The organism is Pseudoalteromonas shioyasakiensis, from assembly GCF_001550135.1.
GTDB classification, from domain to species: domain Bacteria; phylum Pseudomonadota; class Gammaproteobacteria; order Enterobacterales; family Alteromonadaceae; genus Pseudoalteromonas; species Pseudoalteromonas shioyasakiensis.
The window spans coordinates 1-19,305 of the sequence record NZ_LRUE01000018.1; the positions used below are offsets into that span (position 1 = coordinate 1).

Annotated in this window: 18 protein-coding genes; 4 read left to right on the forward strand and 14 right to left on the reverse strand. The window is 42.1% G+C overall.

The window, feature by feature from the left end; genetic code table 11:
- Positions 1–251: 251 nt before the first annotated feature.
- Positions 252–1,109, reverse strand: coding sequence for a tetratricopeptide repeat protein (locus PASHI_RS13880; protein ID WP_062566073.1), 858 nt, complete (start codon positions 1,107–1,109; stop codon positions 252–254).
- 83 nt (positions 1,110–1,192) lie between these two features.
- On the opposite strand from PASHI_RS13880, the gene PASHI_RS13885 reads away from it, so the two are divergent.
- Positions 1,193–2,506 carry a M20 metallopeptidase family protein gene (locus tag PASHI_RS13885; RefSeq protein WP_062566074.1) on the forward strand — a complete coding sequence of 438 codons (1,314 nt, stop codon included), beginning with the start codon at positions 1,193–1,195 and terminating at the stop codon, positions 2,504–2,506.
- Between the two features lies 1 nt (position 2,507).
- Here the strand turns inward: PASHI_RS13885 and PASHI_RS13890 are convergent, their stop codons facing one another.
- The 4 genes from PASHI_RS13890 to pomA form a co-directional block, all read right to left on the reverse strand.
- On the reverse strand, positions 2,508–4,418 hold the full coding sequence (locus tag PASHI_RS13890; RefSeq protein WP_062566075.1) for a DNA topoisomerase III: 1,911 nt from the start codon (positions 4,416–4,418) through the stop codon (positions 2,508–2,510).
- Between the two features lie 66 nt (positions 4,419–4,484).
- Positions 4,485–4,961, reverse strand: coding sequence for a hypothetical protein (locus tag PASHI_RS13895; protein WP_054562655.1), 477 nt, complete (start codon positions 4,959–4,961; stop codon positions 4,485–4,487).
- Between the two features lie 129 nt (positions 4,962–5,090).
- Positions 5,091–6,014, reverse strand: coding sequence for a flagellar motor protein MotB (locus PASHI_RS13900; protein ID WP_054562656.1), 924 nt, complete (start codon positions 6,012–6,014; stop codon positions 5,091–5,093).
- A gap of 3 nt (positions 6,015–6,017) precedes the next feature.
- A complete protein-coding gene (pomA, locus tag PASHI_RS13905) occupies positions 6,018–6,785 on the reverse strand; it encodes a flagellar motor protein PomA (RefSeq protein WP_054552564.1) in 768 nt (255 codons plus the stop codon).
- A gap of 272 nt (positions 6,786–7,057) precedes the next feature.
- Here pomA and xseB point away from each other — a divergent pair, with 272 nt between their 5' ends.
- From xseB to dxs, 3 genes are all read left to right on the forward strand, one after another.
- Positions 7,058–7,300 (forward strand): exodeoxyribonuclease VII small subunit, encoded by a 243-nt coding sequence (gene xseB / locus PASHI_RS13910; RefSeq protein WP_054552565.1) that lies wholly within the window; start codon positions 7,058–7,060, stop codon positions 7,298–7,300.
- A 4-nt stretch (positions 7,301–7,304) separates the two neighbouring features.
- Positions 7,305–8,192, forward strand: coding sequence for a (2E,6E)-farnesyl diphosphate synthase (ispA, locus tag PASHI_RS13915; RefSeq protein WP_055021990.1), 888 nt, complete (start codon positions 7,305–7,307; stop codon positions 8,190–8,192).
- Between the two features lie 89 nt (positions 8,193–8,281).
- Positions 8,282–10,144 (forward strand): 1-deoxy-D-xylulose-5-phosphate synthase, encoded by a 1,863-nt coding sequence (gene dxs / locus PASHI_RS13920; protein ID WP_062566076.1) that lies wholly within the window; start codon positions 8,282–8,284, stop codon positions 10,142–10,144.
- Positions 10,145–10,193: 49 nt separating this feature from the next.
- Here dxs and PASHI_RS13925 read toward each other — a convergent pair whose 3' ends face one another.
- The 9 genes from PASHI_RS13925 to nrdR all read right to left on the reverse strand — a co-directional run bounded on the left by PASHI_RS13925 (position 10,194) and on the right by nrdR (position 19,218).
- Positions 10,194–13,280, reverse strand: coding sequence for a ligand-binding sensor domain-containing diguanylate cyclase (locus PASHI_RS13925; RefSeq protein ID WP_062566187.1), 3,087 nt, complete (start codon positions 13,278–13,280; stop codon positions 10,194–10,196).
- Positions 13,281–13,313: 33 nt separating this feature from the next.
- Positions 13,314–13,799: a phosphatidylglycerophosphatase A family protein gene (locus tag PASHI_RS13930; RefSeq protein ID WP_062566077.1), complete on the reverse strand. Its 486-nt coding sequence runs from the start codon at positions 13,797–13,799 to the stop codon at positions 13,314–13,316.
- The gene (thiL, locus tag PASHI_RS13935) at positions 13,796–14,770 is read right to left on the reverse strand and encodes a thiamine-phosphate kinase (RefSeq protein WP_062566078.1); all 975 of its coding nucleotides are present in this window, start codon (positions 14,768–14,770) and stop codon (positions 13,796–13,798) included. The genes PASHI_RS13930 and thiL overlap by 4 nt, the downstream gene beginning before the upstream one ends.
- A 44-nt stretch (positions 14,771–14,814) precedes the next feature.
- A complete protein-coding gene (gene nusB / locus PASHI_RS13940; protein WP_054552571.1) occupies positions 14,815–15,225 on the reverse strand; it encodes a transcription antitermination factor NusB in 411 nt (136 codons plus the stop codon).
- A gap of 15 nt (positions 15,226–15,240) precedes the next feature.
- On the reverse strand, positions 15,241–15,705 hold the full coding sequence (gene ribH / locus PASHI_RS13945; protein ID WP_054562661.1) for a 6,7-dimethyl-8-ribityllumazine synthase: 465 nt from the start codon (positions 15,703–15,705) through the stop codon (positions 15,241–15,243).
- 105 nt (positions 15,706–15,810) lie between these two features.
- The gene (ribBA, locus tag PASHI_RS13950; RefSeq protein WP_062566079.1) at positions 15,811–16,926 is read right to left on the reverse strand and encodes a bifunctional 3,4-dihydroxy-2-butanone-4-phosphate synthase/GTP cyclohydrolase II; all 1,116 of its coding nucleotides are present in this window, start codon (positions 16,924–16,926) and stop codon (positions 15,811–15,813) included.
- A gap of 42 nt (positions 16,927–16,968) precedes the next feature.
- Entirely contained in the window at positions 16,969–17,622 is a 654-nt protein-coding gene (locus PASHI_RS13955; protein ID WP_054562663.1) for a riboflavin synthase, read from the reverse strand.
- Between the two features lie 4 nt (positions 17,623–17,626).
- Positions 17,627–18,766, reverse strand: coding sequence for a bifunctional diaminohydroxyphosphoribosylaminopyrimidine deaminase/5-amino-6-(5-phosphoribosylamino)uracil reductase RibD (gene ribD / locus PASHI_RS13960; protein WP_062566080.1), 1,140 nt, complete (start codon positions 18,764–18,766; stop codon positions 17,627–17,629).
- A 2-nt stretch (positions 18,767–18,768) separates the two neighbouring features.
- Complete coding sequence (gene nrdR, locus PASHI_RS13965) at positions 18,769–19,218, reverse strand: transcriptional regulator NrdR (protein WP_054552576.1); 450 nt, start codon at positions 19,216–19,218, stop codon at positions 18,769–18,771.
- Positions 19,219–19,305: the final 87 nt, after the last annotated feature.

Sequence of the window (19,305 nt, forward strand, 5' to 3'; positions counted from 1 at the left end):
CGCCGTGTCAGTGGATGCGCATTATAGGGATGCGAAGAATTAACGCAAGCACTTTTTGTAGAAAACTACTAAAAACTTACCTTTCGCGCAAAAAACAAGCTAAAGGCAGTAAAAAACACAGTTTACTGTACAAAATACAGTCAACTTTTCTCGAGAGGATCTTAAGTATTATCGAAAATAGGTAATACGCAAGTTTTTAAATAAAAAAAGCGCCACTATTTTTAGTGGCGCTTTTATCAATCAACTCTTAATTAGTACAAGATACTATATAACTTACGACGATACTTAGATGCCAAGGCATCGCCATCAGGTAAAGAAGCGATAATTTCTAGATAGGTTGGTTTTGCATCTGCGTAGTTAAGATCTTTTTCAAGTACATTAAATAACATCTCTAAAGCTTCTTCTTTACGACCCGCACTATTAAGAGCATTACTTAGTTCTACTTTTATCTCTAAATCATTTGGGTATTTTTCAACTTTATCCTGCAGTGCTTTTATTTCAGGTGAATCTGTTGCAGCTAATGCTTGTTCACACTTTGTTTGAATATTTGTGAAATACGCATCACGTTCGTTTTCTGCAACCGAATCTAATAATGCTTGTGCATCTTCTAATTTATGAATTTGAATACAGATATCAGCTAAAACTAACTTTATACGTGTATGGTTTGGATCAAGCTCATAAGCCTGCTTTGCATAGTTAAAAGCATTATTTAAATCTTGATTTATTAACGCTTGCTTAGCTTGCTCTAGTAATAACTCGTGTTGAGCTGGTAAATGTTTGGCTAGCGCATCGCGAATTTGCTGCTCTGTTTGAGCACCCGGTAACATATCAACAGGCGCTGAATCTTTTAACATCACAAGCGTAGGTAATGCTTGTAAACCAATTTGCTGCGCAAGTTGCCCTGCAAGGGCTTGCTCAACATCACAATCTAATGTCGCTACTAATAAATGCTCACCATACTCATTTGCTATTTTCTCTAAAATTGCAGCTTGCTGATGACATTCTGGGTTTTGCGCAGAGTAAAAAGTAAGTAGCACTAGCTTTTCAGCGGACGTTTCACCCAGTGCTTGCTGCAAATTTTGCTGGGTAAGTTTTATCATATTATTCATTTGATCGATTGCACTATATAAGTATTTAGGTTTTTATATAGTGGCAAACATAACAATTACAAGCCCCACGGGTCGAGGTCATTATGAAATTATCTGCTATTTCTGCAGCTTTATTACTTCTTAGTCCATTCGCACAAGCAACAACGCTCGATTTAAATCTCAAAAAAACTATGCCTGAGATTGAAAAGCTTTATTTAGATTTACATCAATCTCCCGAGCTGTCTTACCACGAAAAAGAAACTGGTCAAAAGCTAGCAAAGCAATTAAAACAACTGGGCTTTACTGTTACAGATAATGTAGGTGGTTATGGCGTTGTTGGTATTTATGAAAACGGTGATGGCCCTACAGTAATGATCCGCACAGATACTGATGGATTACCAATTGTTGAGCAAACAGGAAAACCTTACGCCTCTAAAGTGACTGTTACAAATGATGCTGGTGCAACAGTTGGCGTAATGCATGGTTGTGGTCATGATATTCACATGAGTTCATTTATTGGCACAGCACAACAGTTAATGACACATAAAGATCAGTGGCAAGGTACGCTAATGATGGTCGCACAACCAGCAGAGGAAGTAGGCGGTGGTGCAAAAGCAATGCTTAAAGAAGGGCTTTTTACTAAGTACCCTACTCCAGACCATGTTATTGGTTTACATGTAAGTGCGAGTGTTCCTGCTGGTAAAGTTAGCATGAAAACTGAATATACGATGGCAAGTGTTGACTCTGTTGATATTACTGTAAAGGGTAAAGGCGGTCACGGTGCCTATCCACATACAACAATCGACCCTGTTGTGATTGCTTCACGTATTGTGTTGGCACTGCAAACTATTACTAGTCGCGAATTGTCACCACTTGAACCGTCAGTGATCACCGTTGGCTCAATTCATGGTGGCTCTAAACACAATGTGATTTCTGATGAAGTAAAACTACAACTTACATTGCGTAGTTATAACCCTGAAGTTCGCTTACAACAAATCGCAGCGATTAAACGAATTTCTAAAGGTATTGCATTAAGTGCAGGACTTGATGAAAGCTTAGCACCTGAAGTATATGTGCATGAAGATGAGTCAATTCCTTCGACTTATAACAATCCAGCTCAAACCAACCTAGTGCGTTCAGCAATTGCTAATGCTATTGGTGAAGACAATGTACTTGAAACTGAAGCTGTAATGGCTGGTGAAGACTTTGGCCTATACGGTCGTACAGAACAGCACGTGCCAATTACTTTGTTTTGGTTAGGCGGTGTTGAACCGAGTCAATATGATGCAGCAATGCAATCTGGCGCAACATTACCTTCATTACACTCTAGTAAGTTTGCACCTGATTACAAAAAGGCGCTTCCTACTGGGATTACAGCGATGAGTAATGCTGCGGTTGCCCTATTCAACAAAAAATAGTTTAGGCTGACTTAGCTCTGGGCTTAGCTTTTCTTTTAAAACGTCGCTTTTGCGGCGTTTTTGGTAACTGGGCAAAGACTTGGCTGTCGCACTGCTTGGCTTGCTCAACTAAAGCATGTAACTCTGCCAACAATGGCGTTAAAAATTGCTGATAACTCATATGTTGCTCAGCTATACTCCCTAACGATGCTTCCCACTTAGCTGTTAAGTCAGGGCTAGCAAGCTGCTCTGGCAATGTACTTATGAGAGCTTTGCCTGTTGCGGTAGCTAGAATGTTTTTACCCTGACGCTCTAAAAAGCGGCGTTTAAATAAAAGCTCAAGAATACCAGCCCGTGTAGCCTCAGTGCCTAAGCCGTCGGTTTCTTTGAGGATCTTTTTAATTTCTGAGTCTTTCACATAGCGGCTGATGCCTGTCATAGCACTCAATAAGGTAGCATCAGTAAAATGCGCTGGCGGTGTCGTCATTTTGTCTACCACTTCACCTTGATTGCAATGCAGCGGCTGACCTTTTTCAAGTGGCGGTAAGGTTTGCTCATCTTTTGACTCTGTTTTGCCCATTAATGTTTTAAAGCCTAAACTAACATCTTGCTTAGCAGCAGCTTTAAAAAGCCCACCCGCAATTTCAACCGTTACTTTAGTTTCGTTAAATATATAGTCTGGATAAAACTGAATTAAATAATGACGGCAGATCAAGCGATAGATTTTTTGTTCATCACTATTTAATGATGCTGAGCGAAGCTGTTTTTCGGTAGGAACAATAGCGTGGTGAGCTGCAACTTTGCTGTCATTAAAACATTTACTCCGCTTACTGGTATCAGCTTGCTTGCAAGCTTCACTTGCTTGACCTTCATTATTGGCGATGGCAGCAATAATACTCGCTGCATCTTTATGATGCTCTTTTGGTAAATAGCGGTTATCTGAACGAGGATACGTAATTAATTTATGGCGCTCATACAAGCTTTGACAGGTATCTAGCACTTTTTGTGCAGGCATAGAAAACGCTTTTGCCGCGTCAATTTGCAAAGCAGATAAGTTATAAGGTAACGGCGCTTGTTGCTTTTTTTGCTTTTGCTCAAGCTCAACTATTTTAGCCGGTTGATTAGTTATGCGTGACACTACATTTTCAGCAAGCCCTCTATGTAATACCCGCCCTTCATCATCTTGATAAGGTTCACATGCTTTACTTGGCTGCCACTTTGCAGAAAATACTTGCTGCTGCTGAGTTTCAAGATGAGCTAATACTTCATAAAAAGGTTTCGCTACAAAGTTAGCTATTTCATTATCACGATTTACAACTAGACCTAAAATAGGAGTTTGAACACGCCCAACAGATAACACATTACCAAACCCAGCTTTTTGCCCAGCAAGCGTATAAGCGCGAGTTAAATTCATGCCAAATAGCCAATCGGCACGTGAGCGAGCTAAAGCAGATACACTCAATGGAATAAAATCGCGATTCGATTTTAAATTATTCAGCGCTTTTTTAACTGCACTTAAGTTTAAGTCGCTAATTAAGAGTCGTTGAATTTGCTGTTTTTTGGCTTGGCTAAGTTTAACCTGTTCGATCACTTCATCAACCAATAGCTGGCCTTCGCGATCAGGATCGCCAGCATGAACTATTGTACTAGCCTGCTTGATTAGCTTTTTTAATACAGTGAGTTGTTTACGTGTTTTTGCTTTAGGTTTTAATTGCCATTGCTCAGGCACGATAGGTAAATGCTCAAACCGCCACTTTTTAAAACTTGCATCATAGTCATCGGGTTCTGCTTGTTCAAGCAAATGACCAATACACCATGAGACACAATCACCATTACCTAGCTCTATATAGCCATCATGCTTTTTTTGTGGTTTTGGCAGTGCATCTGCAATGGCTCGCGCCAAGGATGGTTTTTCGGCAATGTAAAGTTTCATAACGCAACACTAAATACTGTTTTTATAAACAGTAGTCTAGCACAGGATTTTTAACGAAGAAACGCATTATGCTTGCTGGCTTCGTCGAGTAAAGAGGTAGATAAGCGGTAGGTAACATACGACCACAGTACCAATATTGATTAGCGGTAGCAGGGTCTTGTACATGTAGGTGCTGTAAGACAAATCCCAAAGGTGGCGGTCAACTAAACGGAACAACTGTAAAATGGGCGCCATTATCACAACCAACTGCCCTAAAACACTTTGCCATAAGTAGACTTTATCTTTAATACCTAAGTAAGCAATGATTGCCATCCAAGCAATATCATTAAAAGCCCAGACTACATAGCGCCAGATATAGATATCATCAAACTCTCTTAAAGCAGAATAAATAAGAGTTCCATAAAGGAAAAAAGCAGCAGTAATGATAGAGAAATAAAAAGCGGGCCAATCTTTACGAAGATAAAAAATAATAATAGCCGGGCTCAAAATGAACACCCAGCTATTGCTTAATATAACTCTAATTTCTACAAACCAATCAGGCAAAATGCAGTGCCTTAATCAGTTTTATCGTCATCACCGCCATCACCATTGCCAGGCATATAGCTATATTTATCAACTTTTTTCATTTTTATACTCCATTACATGTGTTAATGAAGTTTCACTTTAATTGATTTATTGCCTTACATCAATAGGGTCAGACTCGTGTGCTTTACCTTGCATAATAGAGATTTCAACACGGCGATTACGCTTGCGATCTTCATCGGTCACATTCGGTACAAGGGGCCTTGTTTCTGCGTGACCTACCACCATCATACGAGATTTATCAAAACCTGGCGCTTTTTCCATTTCACTGGCAACTGCCACCGCACGTTTTGATGATAAATCCCAATTATTAGTATAAAGCTCATTCGATACTTGGAAGTCATCAGTGTGACCTGACACGGTTATTTCACCCGGCACATCTTTTAACAGCGTAGCAATATCACGAATAATAGGTTTAAATTTTGGCTGTAAAAAAGCACTACCTGATGGAAATGAGCCATTCTCACGAATACGAATAATAATTTGCTGGCCTAATGACTCAAGCTCAATTGCACCATCCATAATTTGCTGTTCTAATTGCTGGGCAATTTTCTTCACAAGTTCATTTGTTTGTTCTTGATCAGCTGCTGAAATTGACTGCTCCAACGCTTGTTGCTGAGCCGTACTTTGCGATTCACCACCACGTTTATTACCGCGCTGTTCTTGACGACCACCGGCAGAGCTTTCGTCGCCAGCCTGAAACTCAAGCATTTGTTGCGTCATTTCTACAGTTTGTTGTTGAATCGTTTCAATAGGAGTGGGTTCAGGTTTACCCGGAGTGAACTCCATGGCAATGACCGAGGTTCCTTTTGGAATATCTTTTACTTCAATTTTATTTTGTACACCGAAAGCAAACTTCATGGAGCCGGCAATTTGCTTAAACTTCAGTACGTCCATTTCTGAGAAGGCAAGCAAGAGTACAAAGAAGCACATTAATAATGACATTAAATCTGCGAAGGTTCCCATCCAGGCGGGTAAACCTGGAGGTGGACATTTGCACTCTTGATCTGACATACCCTACTCCTCGGTATCAACTTTACGTTTTGATTCAGCTAAGTAGTTTTTCAAGATACCTTCAATTACTTTCGGGTTTTGACCATCTTGAATACCCAGTACCGCGTCGAGAATTAAGCGTTGATTAAGTGCTTCCTCGTCTTTACGTAGCTCTAATTTTACCTGAATTGGAATAGCAACAACGTTTGCTAAGAACGCACCATAGAGAGTTGTTAAAAGCGCAACCGCCATTGCAGGGCCGATTGCTTTTGGGTCATCCATGTTTGATAACATAGCAACCAGACCGATTAGCGTACCGATCATCCCCATCGCAGGAGCGATATCGGCAAGTGATTTGAATAACCCAGCCCCTAGCTCATGACGGTTAGCTGTAAGAGAAATATCTTTTTGTAGTGTGGCACGAACAACATCAGCATCATGACCATCCACTAACATATCGACCCCTTTGCGCATAAAACCGTTGGGGATTTCGGCTTCTTCTAATGCTAAGAAACCACCTTTACGTGCTGAATCAGCTAATTCTACTGCTTTTTCAATTAATTCTTCTGGAGATTCGATTTTGAACATAAAGGCTTTTGCAGCGACTTTACCTATGCCCAAAAATTGCCCCATAGTGAAATTCGATAATACGATAAAAATCGAACCACCAAATACAATGACCACCGAAGGCGTGTTGTAAAACATTGCAACTTGGCCGTCACTACTTAACACCATCGACATAGCAATTAAGCCTATGGCACCAAGAATACCTATTATGGTTGCTAAATCCACATACCCCTCCAGAGGAACAATTACACGACACCCTCAGGTATCAAATTTTTATTATTAACTGCTTATCGGCAAGCAGTTGAAATACTTAAATCATTAAATGAATTAATTTTATTTTAATGTAAGTTTTTTAAGCTACAAGTTTAAGCTGTATCTAAAACCGTAAAAATAGCATATTGAAAATGGATTATGCGTAAAAAAACACATCATTCTTTGACCTAGTTTAGCATTCCCCCTAAAATTGGCCTCACTTTCTAACAGCTATCGAGGCCACAATGGCAACAAAGAAACCAGAAAACTTAAGCTTTGAAGAAGCGCTGGATGAATTATCTCAAATTGTTGCACAAATGGAGCAAGGTGAATTGTCACTAGAACAATCGCTAAAACAATTTGAACGCGGCATTGCACTGGCGAATGCTTCGTCTGGTAAGTTACAACAAGCCGAACAAAAGGTTGCCATTTTAATGGGTAACGATAGCCAAGCTCCTCTTAGCAATTTTGATTCAAACTTGGACTAATTAAGTGCAATTAAAAGAACAACTACAACGCGCTCGTGAAGACGTTGAGGCACATTTAAATCGCTATTTCGAACTACCACTTAATACCGAAAAAACCATCAAAGAAGCCACCCATTACGGTGTTTTAAATGGTGGTAAGCGCTTACGTCCTTATCTTGTATACGCAACGGGTCGAATGATGGGCGCAGACAAGACCGATCTTGATATTCTTGCTGCCGCTATTGAGTGTATTCATAGCTACTCTTTAGTCCATGATGACTTACCAGCCATGGATGATGATGACTTAAGACGTGGCCGCCCTACTTGTCATATTGTTTATGGCGAAGCGCAAGCCATACTCGCGGGCGATGCATTACAAACGCTGGCATTTGATTTAATTGCCAACCATCAATTTGCCGTTCCTGCGAGCCAGCAAGTAAAAATGATTGCCTCATTAAGCAAAGCCTCAGGTATTGAAGGTATGGTAGGTGGGCAAGCACTGGATATTGAAGCGACCGATAAAGAAATTACCGTTGCGCAGTTAGAGCGCATTCATCAGCTAAAAACAGGCGCCTTGCTTAATTGTGCTATTACACTCGGTGCATTGAGTGCAAAAAGCTGTGATGAACATACTCTCGCACAATTAAACCTATTTGGCCAAGCAATAGGGCTAGCTTTTCAGGTACAAGACGATATCCTTGATGTAGAAGCTGATACTGAAACATTAGGTAAGCCACAAGGCTCAGATATTGCGGCTAATAAAGCAACTTACCCTGCTTTATTAGGTATGGCTGGTGCAAAGCAAAAAGCGCAAGATTTACTAGCTCAAGCTCATCAAGCTCTTGAGGCAATTGATTATGACACCAGCGAACTGGCGAGCCTTGCTAGCTATATCGTTGAACGTAATTATTAATGCCTAAAAAAGAAAGACAAAATAACTAAAAAATCAGAGCAGCAATGGGCTATAATGCACTCTGGTTAGCGAAGGATGTATAAAAAATCATGACACTTGATAGTAGCAAGTATCCATTATTAAGTTTGGTTGACGAACCAGCACAACTGCGTGATTTAGCGCAAGACAAGTTACCTGCGTTTAGTAAAGAGTTACGCGAATACCTACTTAATTCAGTTTCGCAAAGTAGTGGTCATCTAGCATCAGGTTTAGGCACTGTTGAACTAACCGTTGCGCTGCATTATGTTTATAACACTCCTGAAGATCGTTTAGTATGGGATGTGGGTCATCAAGCATACCCGCACAAAATCTTAACGGGTCGTCGTGACCAAATGCATACTATTCGTCAAAAAGACGGTTTGCACCCTTTCCCATTCCGTGAAGAAAGCCCTTACGATACATTTAGTGTTGGCCATTCGAGCACCTCTATTTCAGCTGCCTTGGGTATGGCCATTGCTGCCGAAAAAGAAGGTAAAGATCGTAAAACTGTTGCTGTTATTGGCGATGGTGCGATCACTGCTGGTATGGCATTTGAAGCGATGAACCACATGGGTGATGTTAACCCTAACGTGTTAATTATCTTAAACGATAATGAAATGTCGATTTCAGAAAACGTAGGTGCACTAAACAATCACTTTGCCCGTATCTTGTCTGGTAGCTTCTACACCAATATTCGTGAAGGCAGTAAAAAACTACTTTCTGGTTTACCGCCAGTGAAAGAACTTGCCAGCCGCATGGAAGAACACTTAAAAGGTATGGTCATTCCAGGTACTTTCTTTGAAGAGTTAGGCCTTAATTACATCGGCCCAATTGATGGTCATGACGTTAATATGATGGTAGATACCTTACGTAATATGCGTAACCTTAAAGGCCCGCAATTACTACATATTAAAACGCAAAAAGGTAAAGGTTATAAACCTGCCGAAGCGGATCCAATTGGTTACCACGGCGTACCAAAATTTGATCCTAGCATGTCAAAATTACCAAAATCTAAACCTGGCGCTGCCACATTCTCAAATGTGTTTGGTGACTGGTTATGCGATATGGCAGCTCAAGACGACAAGCTAATGGCAATTACCCCTGCGATGCGTGAAGGCTCAGGCATGGTACGTTTTTCTAAAGAGTACCCAGCGCAATACTTTGATGTAGCAATTGCTGAGCAACATGCTGTAACGCTTGCAGCTGGCCTTGCTTGTGAAGGGTTGAAGCCTGTTGTTGCTATTTATTCAAGCTTTTTACAACGTGCGTACGACCAACTTATCCACGATGTAGCATTACAAAACTTACCTGTTTTATTTGCTATTGACCGTGCTGGTATTGTTGGTGCTGATGGTGAAACTCACCAAGGTGCCTATGACTTAAGCTTTATGCGCTGTATTCCTAATATGATCATCATGGCGCCTAGCGACACTAACGAGTGCCGCCAAATGCTTTACACTGGCTACCAATGCAATCAACCTGTTGCTGTTCGTTACCCACGTGGTAGTGCCGGCACGTGTGAGGTTGAATCGACTATGAGCGCGATTGAAATCGGTAAAGCGCGTAGTATCAAACAAGGTAATAAAGTGGCCATCTTGTCGTTTGGTACGCTGTTAGAGAACGCCAAAGTAGCTGCAGAAGAGCTTAACGCAACAGTCATTGATATGCGCTTTATTAAGCCTCTTGATACTGATGCTATCAGTGAATTACTCGGCAGCCATGATGTCATTGTTACCCTAGAAGACAACGCCATTGCTGGCGGTGCAGGTTCTGCTGTGAATGAATACTTAGCCGCAATCAAAGCCGATGTGACTATCTTAAACTTAGGTATTCCAGATGAGTTCATAAAGCATGGTACGCAAGATGAAATGCACGCCGAAATGGGCCTAGATGCAAGTGGTATCTTAACTAGCATCAAAGAGTTCATGGCTTAAGCCAAACAGCATTCACTATAAAGGAGCCTTAAGGCTCCTTTTTTAATCGCTAGCGCATCCAAATTTTAATATCGGCTAAGCCATTAGCTTGTAGTGCACTAAGCTGCTGATCAACATTGTGGCTTTGTTCGAACTCAAAGGCATCTAATTGCTCGTCAAAGGTAATGTTTGCTACACCATCACCACCGCGCTTTTTAACTTGATGCAATGCAATATCAGCAAGGTTAACTGAGGTTTCCCAACCAATAACTTGGCCACCTAATAAAGGTAAAGGATAGAAAGACCAGCCAACCGACGCAGTAATAGTGGTCGATTCTCCATTCGGTAATCTAAATGGGTTTGCTGCAATTGCTTCACATAAATCGGCCACATAATTGTCTATTGCTGTGCGTTTGAAATCACGTAGTAAGAGTAAAAACTCATCGCCACTCCAGCGTGCAACATAGTCAGAACCTTGAGTACGACTATTCAATAAAGTCGCCATTTGCTGTAAGCAGCTATCGCCGGCGAGCGGGCCATATGCATCATTAATGCGACTGAAGTTATCAAAGTTAATTATCAATAGAACGAGCGACTTACCCTGCGCTTGCAATGACTGCGAGTTACGCTGGAAGTGTTCGATATCTTTAGGGAGCTGATCAAACAAGAAGCGTCGGCTACGTAGGCCTGTAAGCTCATCTGAGTGACTTACTAGCTTAAGCTGTGAGTTCACTTGGTTAAGCTTATCGTTAGCTTCTCGAAGCTCTACGGTACGTTCTGTTACTAAGCTTTCAAGGGCTAATTGCTTACGTTTCTCTTGCGCTCTAAATACCCAAAATACAAGGTAGAACAGTAAAATAAAGCTACTAGTAATTAAGAGTCTAAAATAAATAGTCTCATCAAAACGGCGCGGCACTACAAAGCTGTACTCAGTGCGACGTGCTTTTTGCCAATCTTCACCACGGCGTTTTGCTTCAAGTTGGAATAAAAACGAACCCGGCGGTAAGTTGGTATAGATTGCCTCACGACGAGTATTGGCATAACGCCAGTCACTGTCTAAGCCACTTAAACGGTAACGGAACTCGATACTTGAAGGGGCATAATAATCAATCGCAGTGTATTTTAACGTTACATCGCGTTCATCAATTTGTAGCTCTGGCTTACTGCCTAAAGTAGCGGTACTTAAATGACGAAGCGGCGTGATCAAGCTTTCAATGCGAGGCTTAAGTGCTTGTACACCAAAAAGCTCAACGCTCTTTGGTATTTCTACCACACCTTGTAGACTTGGGTACCAAATAGAGTTACCGGTATCTGCTACAGCATCATGGCCAAGGCCTGCACAACACTGACTTGCTTTACCATCAAGTTGACGGTCGAACGATGAGATCACTTGTTCTACTTTTAAGCTCTCGATATCAGTACCAAACTGCTCGACTGGCATGCGGTATACACCCTTCATGGTACTGACCCAGATACGTTTTAATTGCTTATCGTAAACAAGACTAAAAATAGAGCCATACGGCAGACCATCTGTCGCATCTAACTGACGCCACTGACCTTTGGTACTGCGATAAAATAAACCATCGTTAAGTGAGCCAATTAATATCCCCACCCCTTCGATATTCAAAATACTGGTAACGTAGGCACTTTCTAAGCTGGTTTGGTCGCCAATTTTTTCAATACCACGGTCGGTAAAGTAATAAGCCCCTTTACTGGTGCCAATTAAACCAAAGTTTTGCTCATCAAGAACATAGGTAATAAATTTACTGCTTAAGAATGCATTGTATGCAAAGGGTGTTAAACCACCGTAGCTTAAGCGGTACATACCACGGCCAGTACCGAGCCAAAAACCGCCTTTGCTAGAACGACTAATTGCGAATACAGGGTTATCGCGCAGTGCTCGCCCCGGCACCGTATACAAGTTTTGGTTTTCGTAATAAAACACACCGCGGCCTGTTGCGATGTACAAACGGTCACCGTCAAACTGTAAGTCGTGCACTGCTGCTCGACCAAACTGGTTACTCGGAATTTGATTTACAAAATTCTTGTTGTAATCGAAGTAACCAACACCGCTGCGGTTAGCCACCCATAATTTGCCATCAGGTGCTTGGCTAATTGCCATCACCGCTTCGGTCATATTTGAGATAGCTGAGTGACGTTCAATACGCCCTTCGTGAGCAAGCCATAAGCCTTCACTGAAGCTTGCCAGCCAAATGTTATTTTGATTGTCACGGAAAATATCGGCAAACCAAATGCTTTGATCGAGCTGGCTTGGCTCAACCCATTGCCAATCTCCTGAGTTATCACGAAATAACAATCGGCCATAGGTCGAGATCCAAAGCGCCCCATCTGAGTCGCTCATAAACTTATAAACGGCAGAATTACTGGCATTTGGCAGTGGGAATGGACGCAGCTCGTCATCTAAGTCAAGAAAGTAAGCACCCAGCTCGGAGGCAAGGTATAAATTCCCTTCTAGCCAAGCCATGTCATGAATAATGGTTTGTGCTAAACGCTCAGGTAATGAAACTTTGGCAGTCAGCTCTAATCGTAACTTTGCAAAGTCAGAAGAGGTATTGGTTAAACGCAATAAGTGACGCTCATTAACCAGCCAAATACCTTCTGGCGACAATGCCATTTGACTCACTGAACCCACAATTTGCGTAATAGCAGTGGCATTAGATACCGGCACGATTAGTGCGGAGTTTTGATTAAGCGTGACTTGATTTCGAGCAACGTAATAAAGGCCATTCGCTGCAATCCAAATACTGCCTTTGGAGTCTTCAAGAATATCGCGAACCGGACCTTTAACATTAAAGGTTTGCGACATCATGGTTTTAGGATCAAGTGTTACCAAGCCATTTTTGGTACCAACCCAAAGTAACCCAGTACTATCAACTAAGAGCTTATTAATACCATTACTTGGTAGGAAATCGCTGTTTTGCGTATTGAAGTTAGTGAAGGTGTTACCATCAAAGCGACTTAAGCCAAACTGAGTGCCCAACCACATATAACCTTGCTCATCTTGAGCAATGCTTTTTAAAGATTGCGATGGCAAGCCATTTTGGATGTTCCACTGTTTGACGACATAGTCAGTAATAGATGCAAACGCAGGCGTGCTGCAAAGCATCAACAAACAGACAACTAGAAATCGCATCATATACTTGCCACCAAGTAACACTTAACTCATCGTTTAAAAAGGCAAATAGCCTGCTTTAAACAAGGCTTGAACACAAATTAATGAAAATATACCTGCTAAAATATCATCAGCCATGATGCCCAAGCCACCGTGTAAACGTCTATCTAGGATTCTGATAGGACCTGGTTTAGCGATATCAAAAAAGCGGAACAATAAAAAACCAACCAACAGTGACTGCCAACTCAGTGCAGCACCAATCATGGTGATATAATAACCAGCAACTTCATCCCAAACAATGGCTGGATGATCATGTACCCCTAAGTCATCTGCTGTTTTACCACACGCCCAAATACCAAATACACTGATCACGACTGCAAACACAATCTGTAACCACAGCGGAAAGTACATAGTAGTAAAAATAAATGGCAAGGCAGCAAAGGTACCAAAGGTGCCAGGTGCTTTAGGGGCAAGGCCTAAGCCAAAACCCAAACCAAAAAATTGGTGTGGGCGTTTTAAATTGAATAATCGGTTACTGCTCAAACCGGCTCCTTCGTAAAGTGCTGAAAGCCCTTACCTTGATAATTAAATTGCTCACCATCAAGTAATAGCTCAATCTCACCTTCGCCACTTTTAATTTGACCTATACAACTTGCTTCAACACCATATTGGCGCAGTTTCATATCAACCATGCTTTTATTGCTTTCTGGCACAGTAAACAGCAACTCGTAGTCGTCACCATAATTTAAAATGTAGTCAAATTGCTCTGCACGTGGAATCGACGAATTTAATGCATCAGAAACAGGCACTTTATCAACATTGATCACCGCACTAACTTGCGATAGCGCTAAAATATGGCCTAAGTCTGCTAATAATCCATCGGAAATATCAATTGCTGCAGAGGCAGCGCCTCGCAGAACCTGACCAGCTGCAACACGTGGAGTCGGATAATCAAAACGATTATTTAAATAGCTTAAGTGTTCAGGGGCGATATCGAGGCCTTGTTTACGGGCTTCAATGGCTACACCAGCATCTCCTAATGGACCTGTTACATAAATCCAATCGCCAACTTTAGCACCGCTACGGCGCAGTGCTTTGCCTTCAGGCACGATGCCTTTAGCGCAAATCGTAATGGTTAAAGGGCCTTGAGTGGTATCACCACCAATAATTTGCACATTGAAGTACTCTGCAATCTCATGCATGCCTTCAGTGAACTCTTCAAGCCACTCTATATTTGCTTCAGGCAACGTAAGGCCTACCGAAATCCACGTAGGTTCAGCGCCCATTGCCGCAAGATCACTTAAGTTAACAGCTAAAGCTCGATGCCCAAGGGCACGCGCAGAGATGTCATCAAAAAAGTGTACGCCCGCAACTAAGGTGTCTGTTGTTACCGCCAATTGACAGTTTTCAGGCACAGTTACTAAGGCACAATCGTCACCAATACCTAGGTTCACATCACGGCGAATAATGCCACGCCCCTTAAAGTAACGATTGATTAGTTCAAATTCCTTCATACACAAAAAAGCCGGCCCAAGCCGGCTCTCCTTTACGGGGTTACTTACTTACGCAGTTCTTTCACTGCTTTATCAAGTACACCGTTGACAAACTTATGGCTGTCTTCAGCACCAAACATCTTAGCAAGCTCAATGCCTTCATTGATTGCCACTTTGTAAGGTACGTCTTCACGGAATTTCAGCTCATAGCCAGACAGACGTAAAATTGCTTTTTCGACCATGTCTAACTCATCAGCTGGGCGTGCTAAATGTGGTGCAACGATTTCATCTAATTGCTTACAGTTAACAACAACACCGCGTGCTAGGTCTTTGAAATATTCGACGTCGATCTTAGTCACATCATTTTCAATTAACATTTGCTGTTCAATATCAGCAATTGGGTTACCGCTTAACTGCCAAGAGTATACGGCTTGAAGTGCTAAGATACGTGCTTTACGTCTTGCTGCTGGTTTCACAGAGATTCCTTAAACTTAAATTTTGTCTAACACATTAACCATTTCAAGCGCACCTAAAGCAGCTTCGCCGCCTTTGTTACCCATTTTGGTACCTGCGCGCTCAATTGCTTGCTCAATGCTTTCAGTGGTTAATACGCCAAATGCAACCGGGATATCATACTCAAGAGATACTTGCGCAAGACCTTTGTTTGATTCGCCAGCGACTAAATCAAAGTGTGGTGTACCACCTCTGATCACTACGCCTAAAGCGATGATTGCATCGTGTTCTTTCTTTGCTGCAACGCGTTTCGCTGCTAAAGGTAATTCAACGGCACCTGGTACGTAAACAACTGTAATGTCGTCTTCAGATACGCCACCTGTGCGCTTAAGCTCATCAACAGCACCTGCTAATAGGCTGCTACCAATAAAGTCATTAAAGCGAGAAATGACAATGGCAAATTTTTTGCCCGGTGCGTATTTGTTACCTTCAATAATTTTCATTTAATAACCCTAAAAAATAAGTTTAAGCGGTTGCGATTGCGCAAAAATTACGGCGCATAATACCACAAAAATATAAAAGTAGCCTAGTAAATCTGTTTTCCCTAATTAAGACTGGGGCTCAACGTAGTCAACCACTTCTAAGTGGAAACCAGATAACGCATGGTACTTCTTAGGACGGCTCATTAAGCGCATCTTTTCAATACCTAAATCAGCTAAAATCTGCGAGCCCACACCCACAGTACGCGATGTACCTTGGAATTTACGATGACTGACATTTTCGCCAGCATCTTCAGCGGCAAAGGCTTTAACGGTTGCTTCTAGATCTTCTGTTGACTCTTGTTTACCCAAGATAACCAGCACACCGTTGTGCTCAGCGATATAAGCCATAGCATCTGATAAGCCCCAGCTACGATCAGCACTTCTATCTGATAATAGGATATCGTTAAAGGTACTTTGTAAGTGAACACGTACTAACGTTGGCTCGTCTTTCGATACTTCACCTTTTTGTAAAACATAGTGAAGCTGACCATCAATGGTGTCTTTGTAGGTCACTAAATCAAACTCACCGTGATCTGTTGGCAGTTTACATTTAGCAACGCGCTCAATGGTGGTTTCGTTTAGGTTTCGGTATTCGATTAAATCTGCAATGGTGCCAATCTTTAAGTCATGCTCTTTAGCAAATACTTCAAGATCTGGGCGACGCGCCATGGTGCCATCTGGGTTTAAGATTTCAACAATCACAGATGACGCCTCAAGACCCGCTAAACGCGCTAAATCACAACCTGCTTCAGTATGACCTGCACGTGTTAACACGCCACCAGGCTGCGCCATAATAGGGAAAATATGTCCTGGCTGAACGATATCGCTCGGCACGGCACCTTTAGCGATTGCGGCTTGAACAGTACGTGCGCGGTCGGCCGCTGAAATACCTGTAGTTACACCTTTCGCCGCTTCAATTGACATTGTGAAGTTAGTTGAAAAAGCAGCACCGTTATTTTTCACCATAAGTGGTAATTCTAACTGCTGACAACGCTCTTGTGTCATTGTTAAACAAATTAAACCACGGCCATGTGTTGCCATAAAGTTGATAGCATCAGCACTAATGTGCTCTGCTGCGATGATTAAATCGCCTTCATTTTCTCGGTCTTCATCGTCCATTAAAATAACCATTTTACCGGCTTTAATGTCATCGATAATTTCTTGCGCGCTGTGTAAATTCATAATGTGCCCATGAGAGTATGATTAATAGTGACGTATCTTTGCTTATTTAATAAAGCCAGCTTGTGCTAGCAAGCTCATTGATATGTCTGAACGGGAAGGTTGTTCAGCGCCTTTAATTAGGCGCTCTAAATAGCGAGCAATCTGGTCAACTTCTAAGTTCACCTGAGTCCCCACCTGAAATTCTGCAATCGTTGTTTGCTCTGCGGTATGCGGAACAATCGTCAGCTTAAAGCGATTTTGCTCAACCTCGTTAACGGTTAAGCTAATGCCATCAATACACACCGAACCTTTGTACGGAATGTACTTCATTAAATCATTGTCTGTGCTTAACCAGTACTCGGTTGCACGAGCATTGGGACTAATACTTTCGACAGTCGCAATACCATCAACATGGCCTGACACTAAGTGCCCACCTAAGCGAGAAACCGGTTGCATGGCTTTTTCGAGGTTAACTGTTTGACCTTTTTTATAATGTGCAAACCCAGTTAAGCTGATTGTTTCGTTTGATAAGTCAGCACTAAAACCATCGCTATGTTTAGCGACAACCGTTAAACACACACCATTGGTGGCAATACTGTCACCGAGCTTGACGTCTTTCATATCCAAATTAGGGCTTTGAATACGAATAGCTAGATCACCTTGCTTTTGTGTTAGTTCAACAATTTTACCTGTTGCTTCAATAATTCCAGTAAACATAGTGCTACTCTTTATTTTCAATGTCTGTGGCTTGCTTTGCTTTTATCGCTGTTAAGCGAATATCATCGCCAATCATCACTGTATCAGTAAAGGTCAGTTCAGTGATATCACTCATCATGGTGACTTCTGCAAAGTTTAGTAAGCTTTTGCCCATATCACCTATTAACTTAGGGGCAATATAAACAATGTATTCGTCAATTAAATCTTGCTCTGCGAACACCCCAGCAAGGGTTGCACCCGCTTCGAGCCAAATATGATTAAATTGTAGTTCAGCAAGACGCTTTAAAACCGCCGATAAATCAACTTTATTGTTATTTGCTGGCACCACTTCGTGTTTAACAAAGTGAGGCCACTTGGTGTGATTATCAAGCGAAGTGGTAAAAATTATCACCGGGCTCTCGATGCTGAATAACGTAAGCTCAGGCGTTAACCTGTTTTGTGAGTCAATAATGATTCGGGTTGGTTGGCGCAAAGGCAACGAGGTTGGCATGGTAAATGGCAACTCATCAACACGGACATTAAGTTTGGCATTATCAGTAATAACGGTGTCTGCACCGGTTAGGATAGCACAGCTTTGCGCACGAAATGCTTGCACATCTTGGCGCGCTTTAGGGCCTGTTATCCATTTACTTTGGCCGTTATTTAGCGCGGTTTTACCATCTAAACTACATGCCATTTTACAAGTCACATATGGCAATCCAGATTCCATACGCTTTAAAAAACCTTTATTTAAATCGCGCGCTTGTTGCTCAAGTAAACCAGATGCAACGCTAATACCGGCGTCAGCTAAAATTTGTAGGCCGCGACCACTCACCGCAGGGTTTGGGTCAACCATAGCGGCAATGACCTTGCTAACACCCGCGGCTTTTAAACCTTCGGCACAAGGCGGGGTGCGTCCATAATGACTACAAGGCTCTAAAGTCACATATGCAGTGGCGCCTTTCGCGTTGTCGCCAGCTACAGCCAAGGCATTCACTTCAGCATGGCCCTGCCCTGCGATTTGATGAAACCCTTCACCGACTATTTCGCCATCTTTAACCAAAACACAGCCAACATTCGGGTTTGGCGTCGTAGTAAAACGACCTTGTTTAGCAAGCTCAATGGCACGCGCCATGTAAGCCGTATCAAGCTCTGTAAACGACATGATTAATCACCTAAACGAGCGATTTCTTCACCAAACTCGCGAATATCTTCAAATGAACGATAAACCGATGCAAAGCGCACATAGGCTACTTTGTCGAGTTTCTTTAGTGACTCCATGATGCACTCGCCAATTAAATGACTAGAGATTTCACGCTCACCCGTAGCACGAAGTTGAGATTTAATGATGTTAACGACTTCGTCGACCTGCTCAGTGCTCACTGGGCGTTTCTCTAAAGCGCGATGCAAGCCATTCAGTAACTTGTCTTCATTGAATGGTTCGCGGCTACCATCTTGCTTGATGACTCTTGGCATCACCAGCTCAGCGCCCTCAAAGGTGGTAAAGCGCTCATGGCATTCGTTACATTCACGTCGACGTCTCACTTGGTGACCACCGCCAACTAGTCGAGAATCAATTACTTTAGTATCTTTTGCGGTGCAAAAAGGGCAATGCATAGGGTTCAACTTCCGTTTATAAAAAACAAAAAAAGGCCGCTTAGTAAGCGGCCTTTATAATAGCAAAAAACAACGCTATTGTTATCT

What these genes read in the sequence shown, in the direction of transcription:
- PASHI_RS13880 (WP_062566073.1), bottom strand. Translation starts at nt 1,109, where the DNA reads ATGAATAATATGATAAAACTTACCCAGCAAAATTTGCAGCAAGCACTG.
- PASHI_RS13885 (WP_062566074.1), top strand. Translation starts at nt 1,193, where the DNA reads ATGAAATTATCTGCTATTTCTGCAGCTTTATTACTTCTTAGTCCATTC.
- PASHI_RS13890 (WP_062566075.1), bottom strand. Translation starts at nt 4,418, where the DNA reads ATGAAACTTTACATTGCCGAAAAACCATCCTTGGCGCGAGCCATTGCA.
- PASHI_RS13900 (WP_054562656.1), bottom strand. Translation starts at nt 6,014, where the DNA reads ATGTCAGATCAAGAGTGCAAATGTCCACCTCCAGGTTTACCCGCCTGG.
- xseB (WP_054552565.1), top strand. Translation starts at nt 7,058, where the DNA reads ATGGCAACAAAGAAACCAGAAAACTTAAGCTTTGAAGAAGCGCTGGAT.
- dxs (WP_062566076.1), top strand. Translation starts at nt 8,282, where the DNA reads ATGACACTTGATAGTAGCAAGTATCCATTATTAAGTTTGGTTGACGAA.
- PASHI_RS13925 (WP_062566187.1), bottom strand. Translation starts at nt 13,280, where the DNA reads ATGATGCGATTTCTAGTTGTCTGTTTGTTGATGCTTTGCAGCACGCCT.
- thiL (WP_062566078.1), bottom strand. Translation starts at nt 14,770, where the DNA reads ATGAAGGAATTTGAACTAATCAATCGTTACTTTAAGGGGCGTGGCATT.
- ribH (WP_054562661.1), bottom strand. Translation starts at nt 15,705, where the DNA reads ATGAAAATTATTGAAGGTAACAAATACGCACCGGGCAAAAAATTTGCC.
- ribBA (WP_062566079.1), bottom strand. Translation starts at nt 16,926, where the DNA reads ATGAATTTACACAGCGCGCAAGAAATTATCGATGACATTAAAGCCGGT.
- PASHI_RS13955 (WP_054562663.1), bottom strand. Translation starts at nt 17,622, where the DNA reads ATGTTTACTGGAATTATTGAAGCAACAGGTAAAATTGTTGAACTAACA.
- ribD (WP_062566080.1), bottom strand. Translation starts at nt 18,766, where the DNA reads ATGTCGTTTACAGAGCTTGATACGGCTTACATGGCGCGTGCCATTGAG.
- nrdR (WP_054552576.1), bottom strand. Translation starts at nt 19,218, where the DNA reads ATGCATTGCCCTTTTTGCACCGCAAAAGATACTAAAGTAATTGATTCT.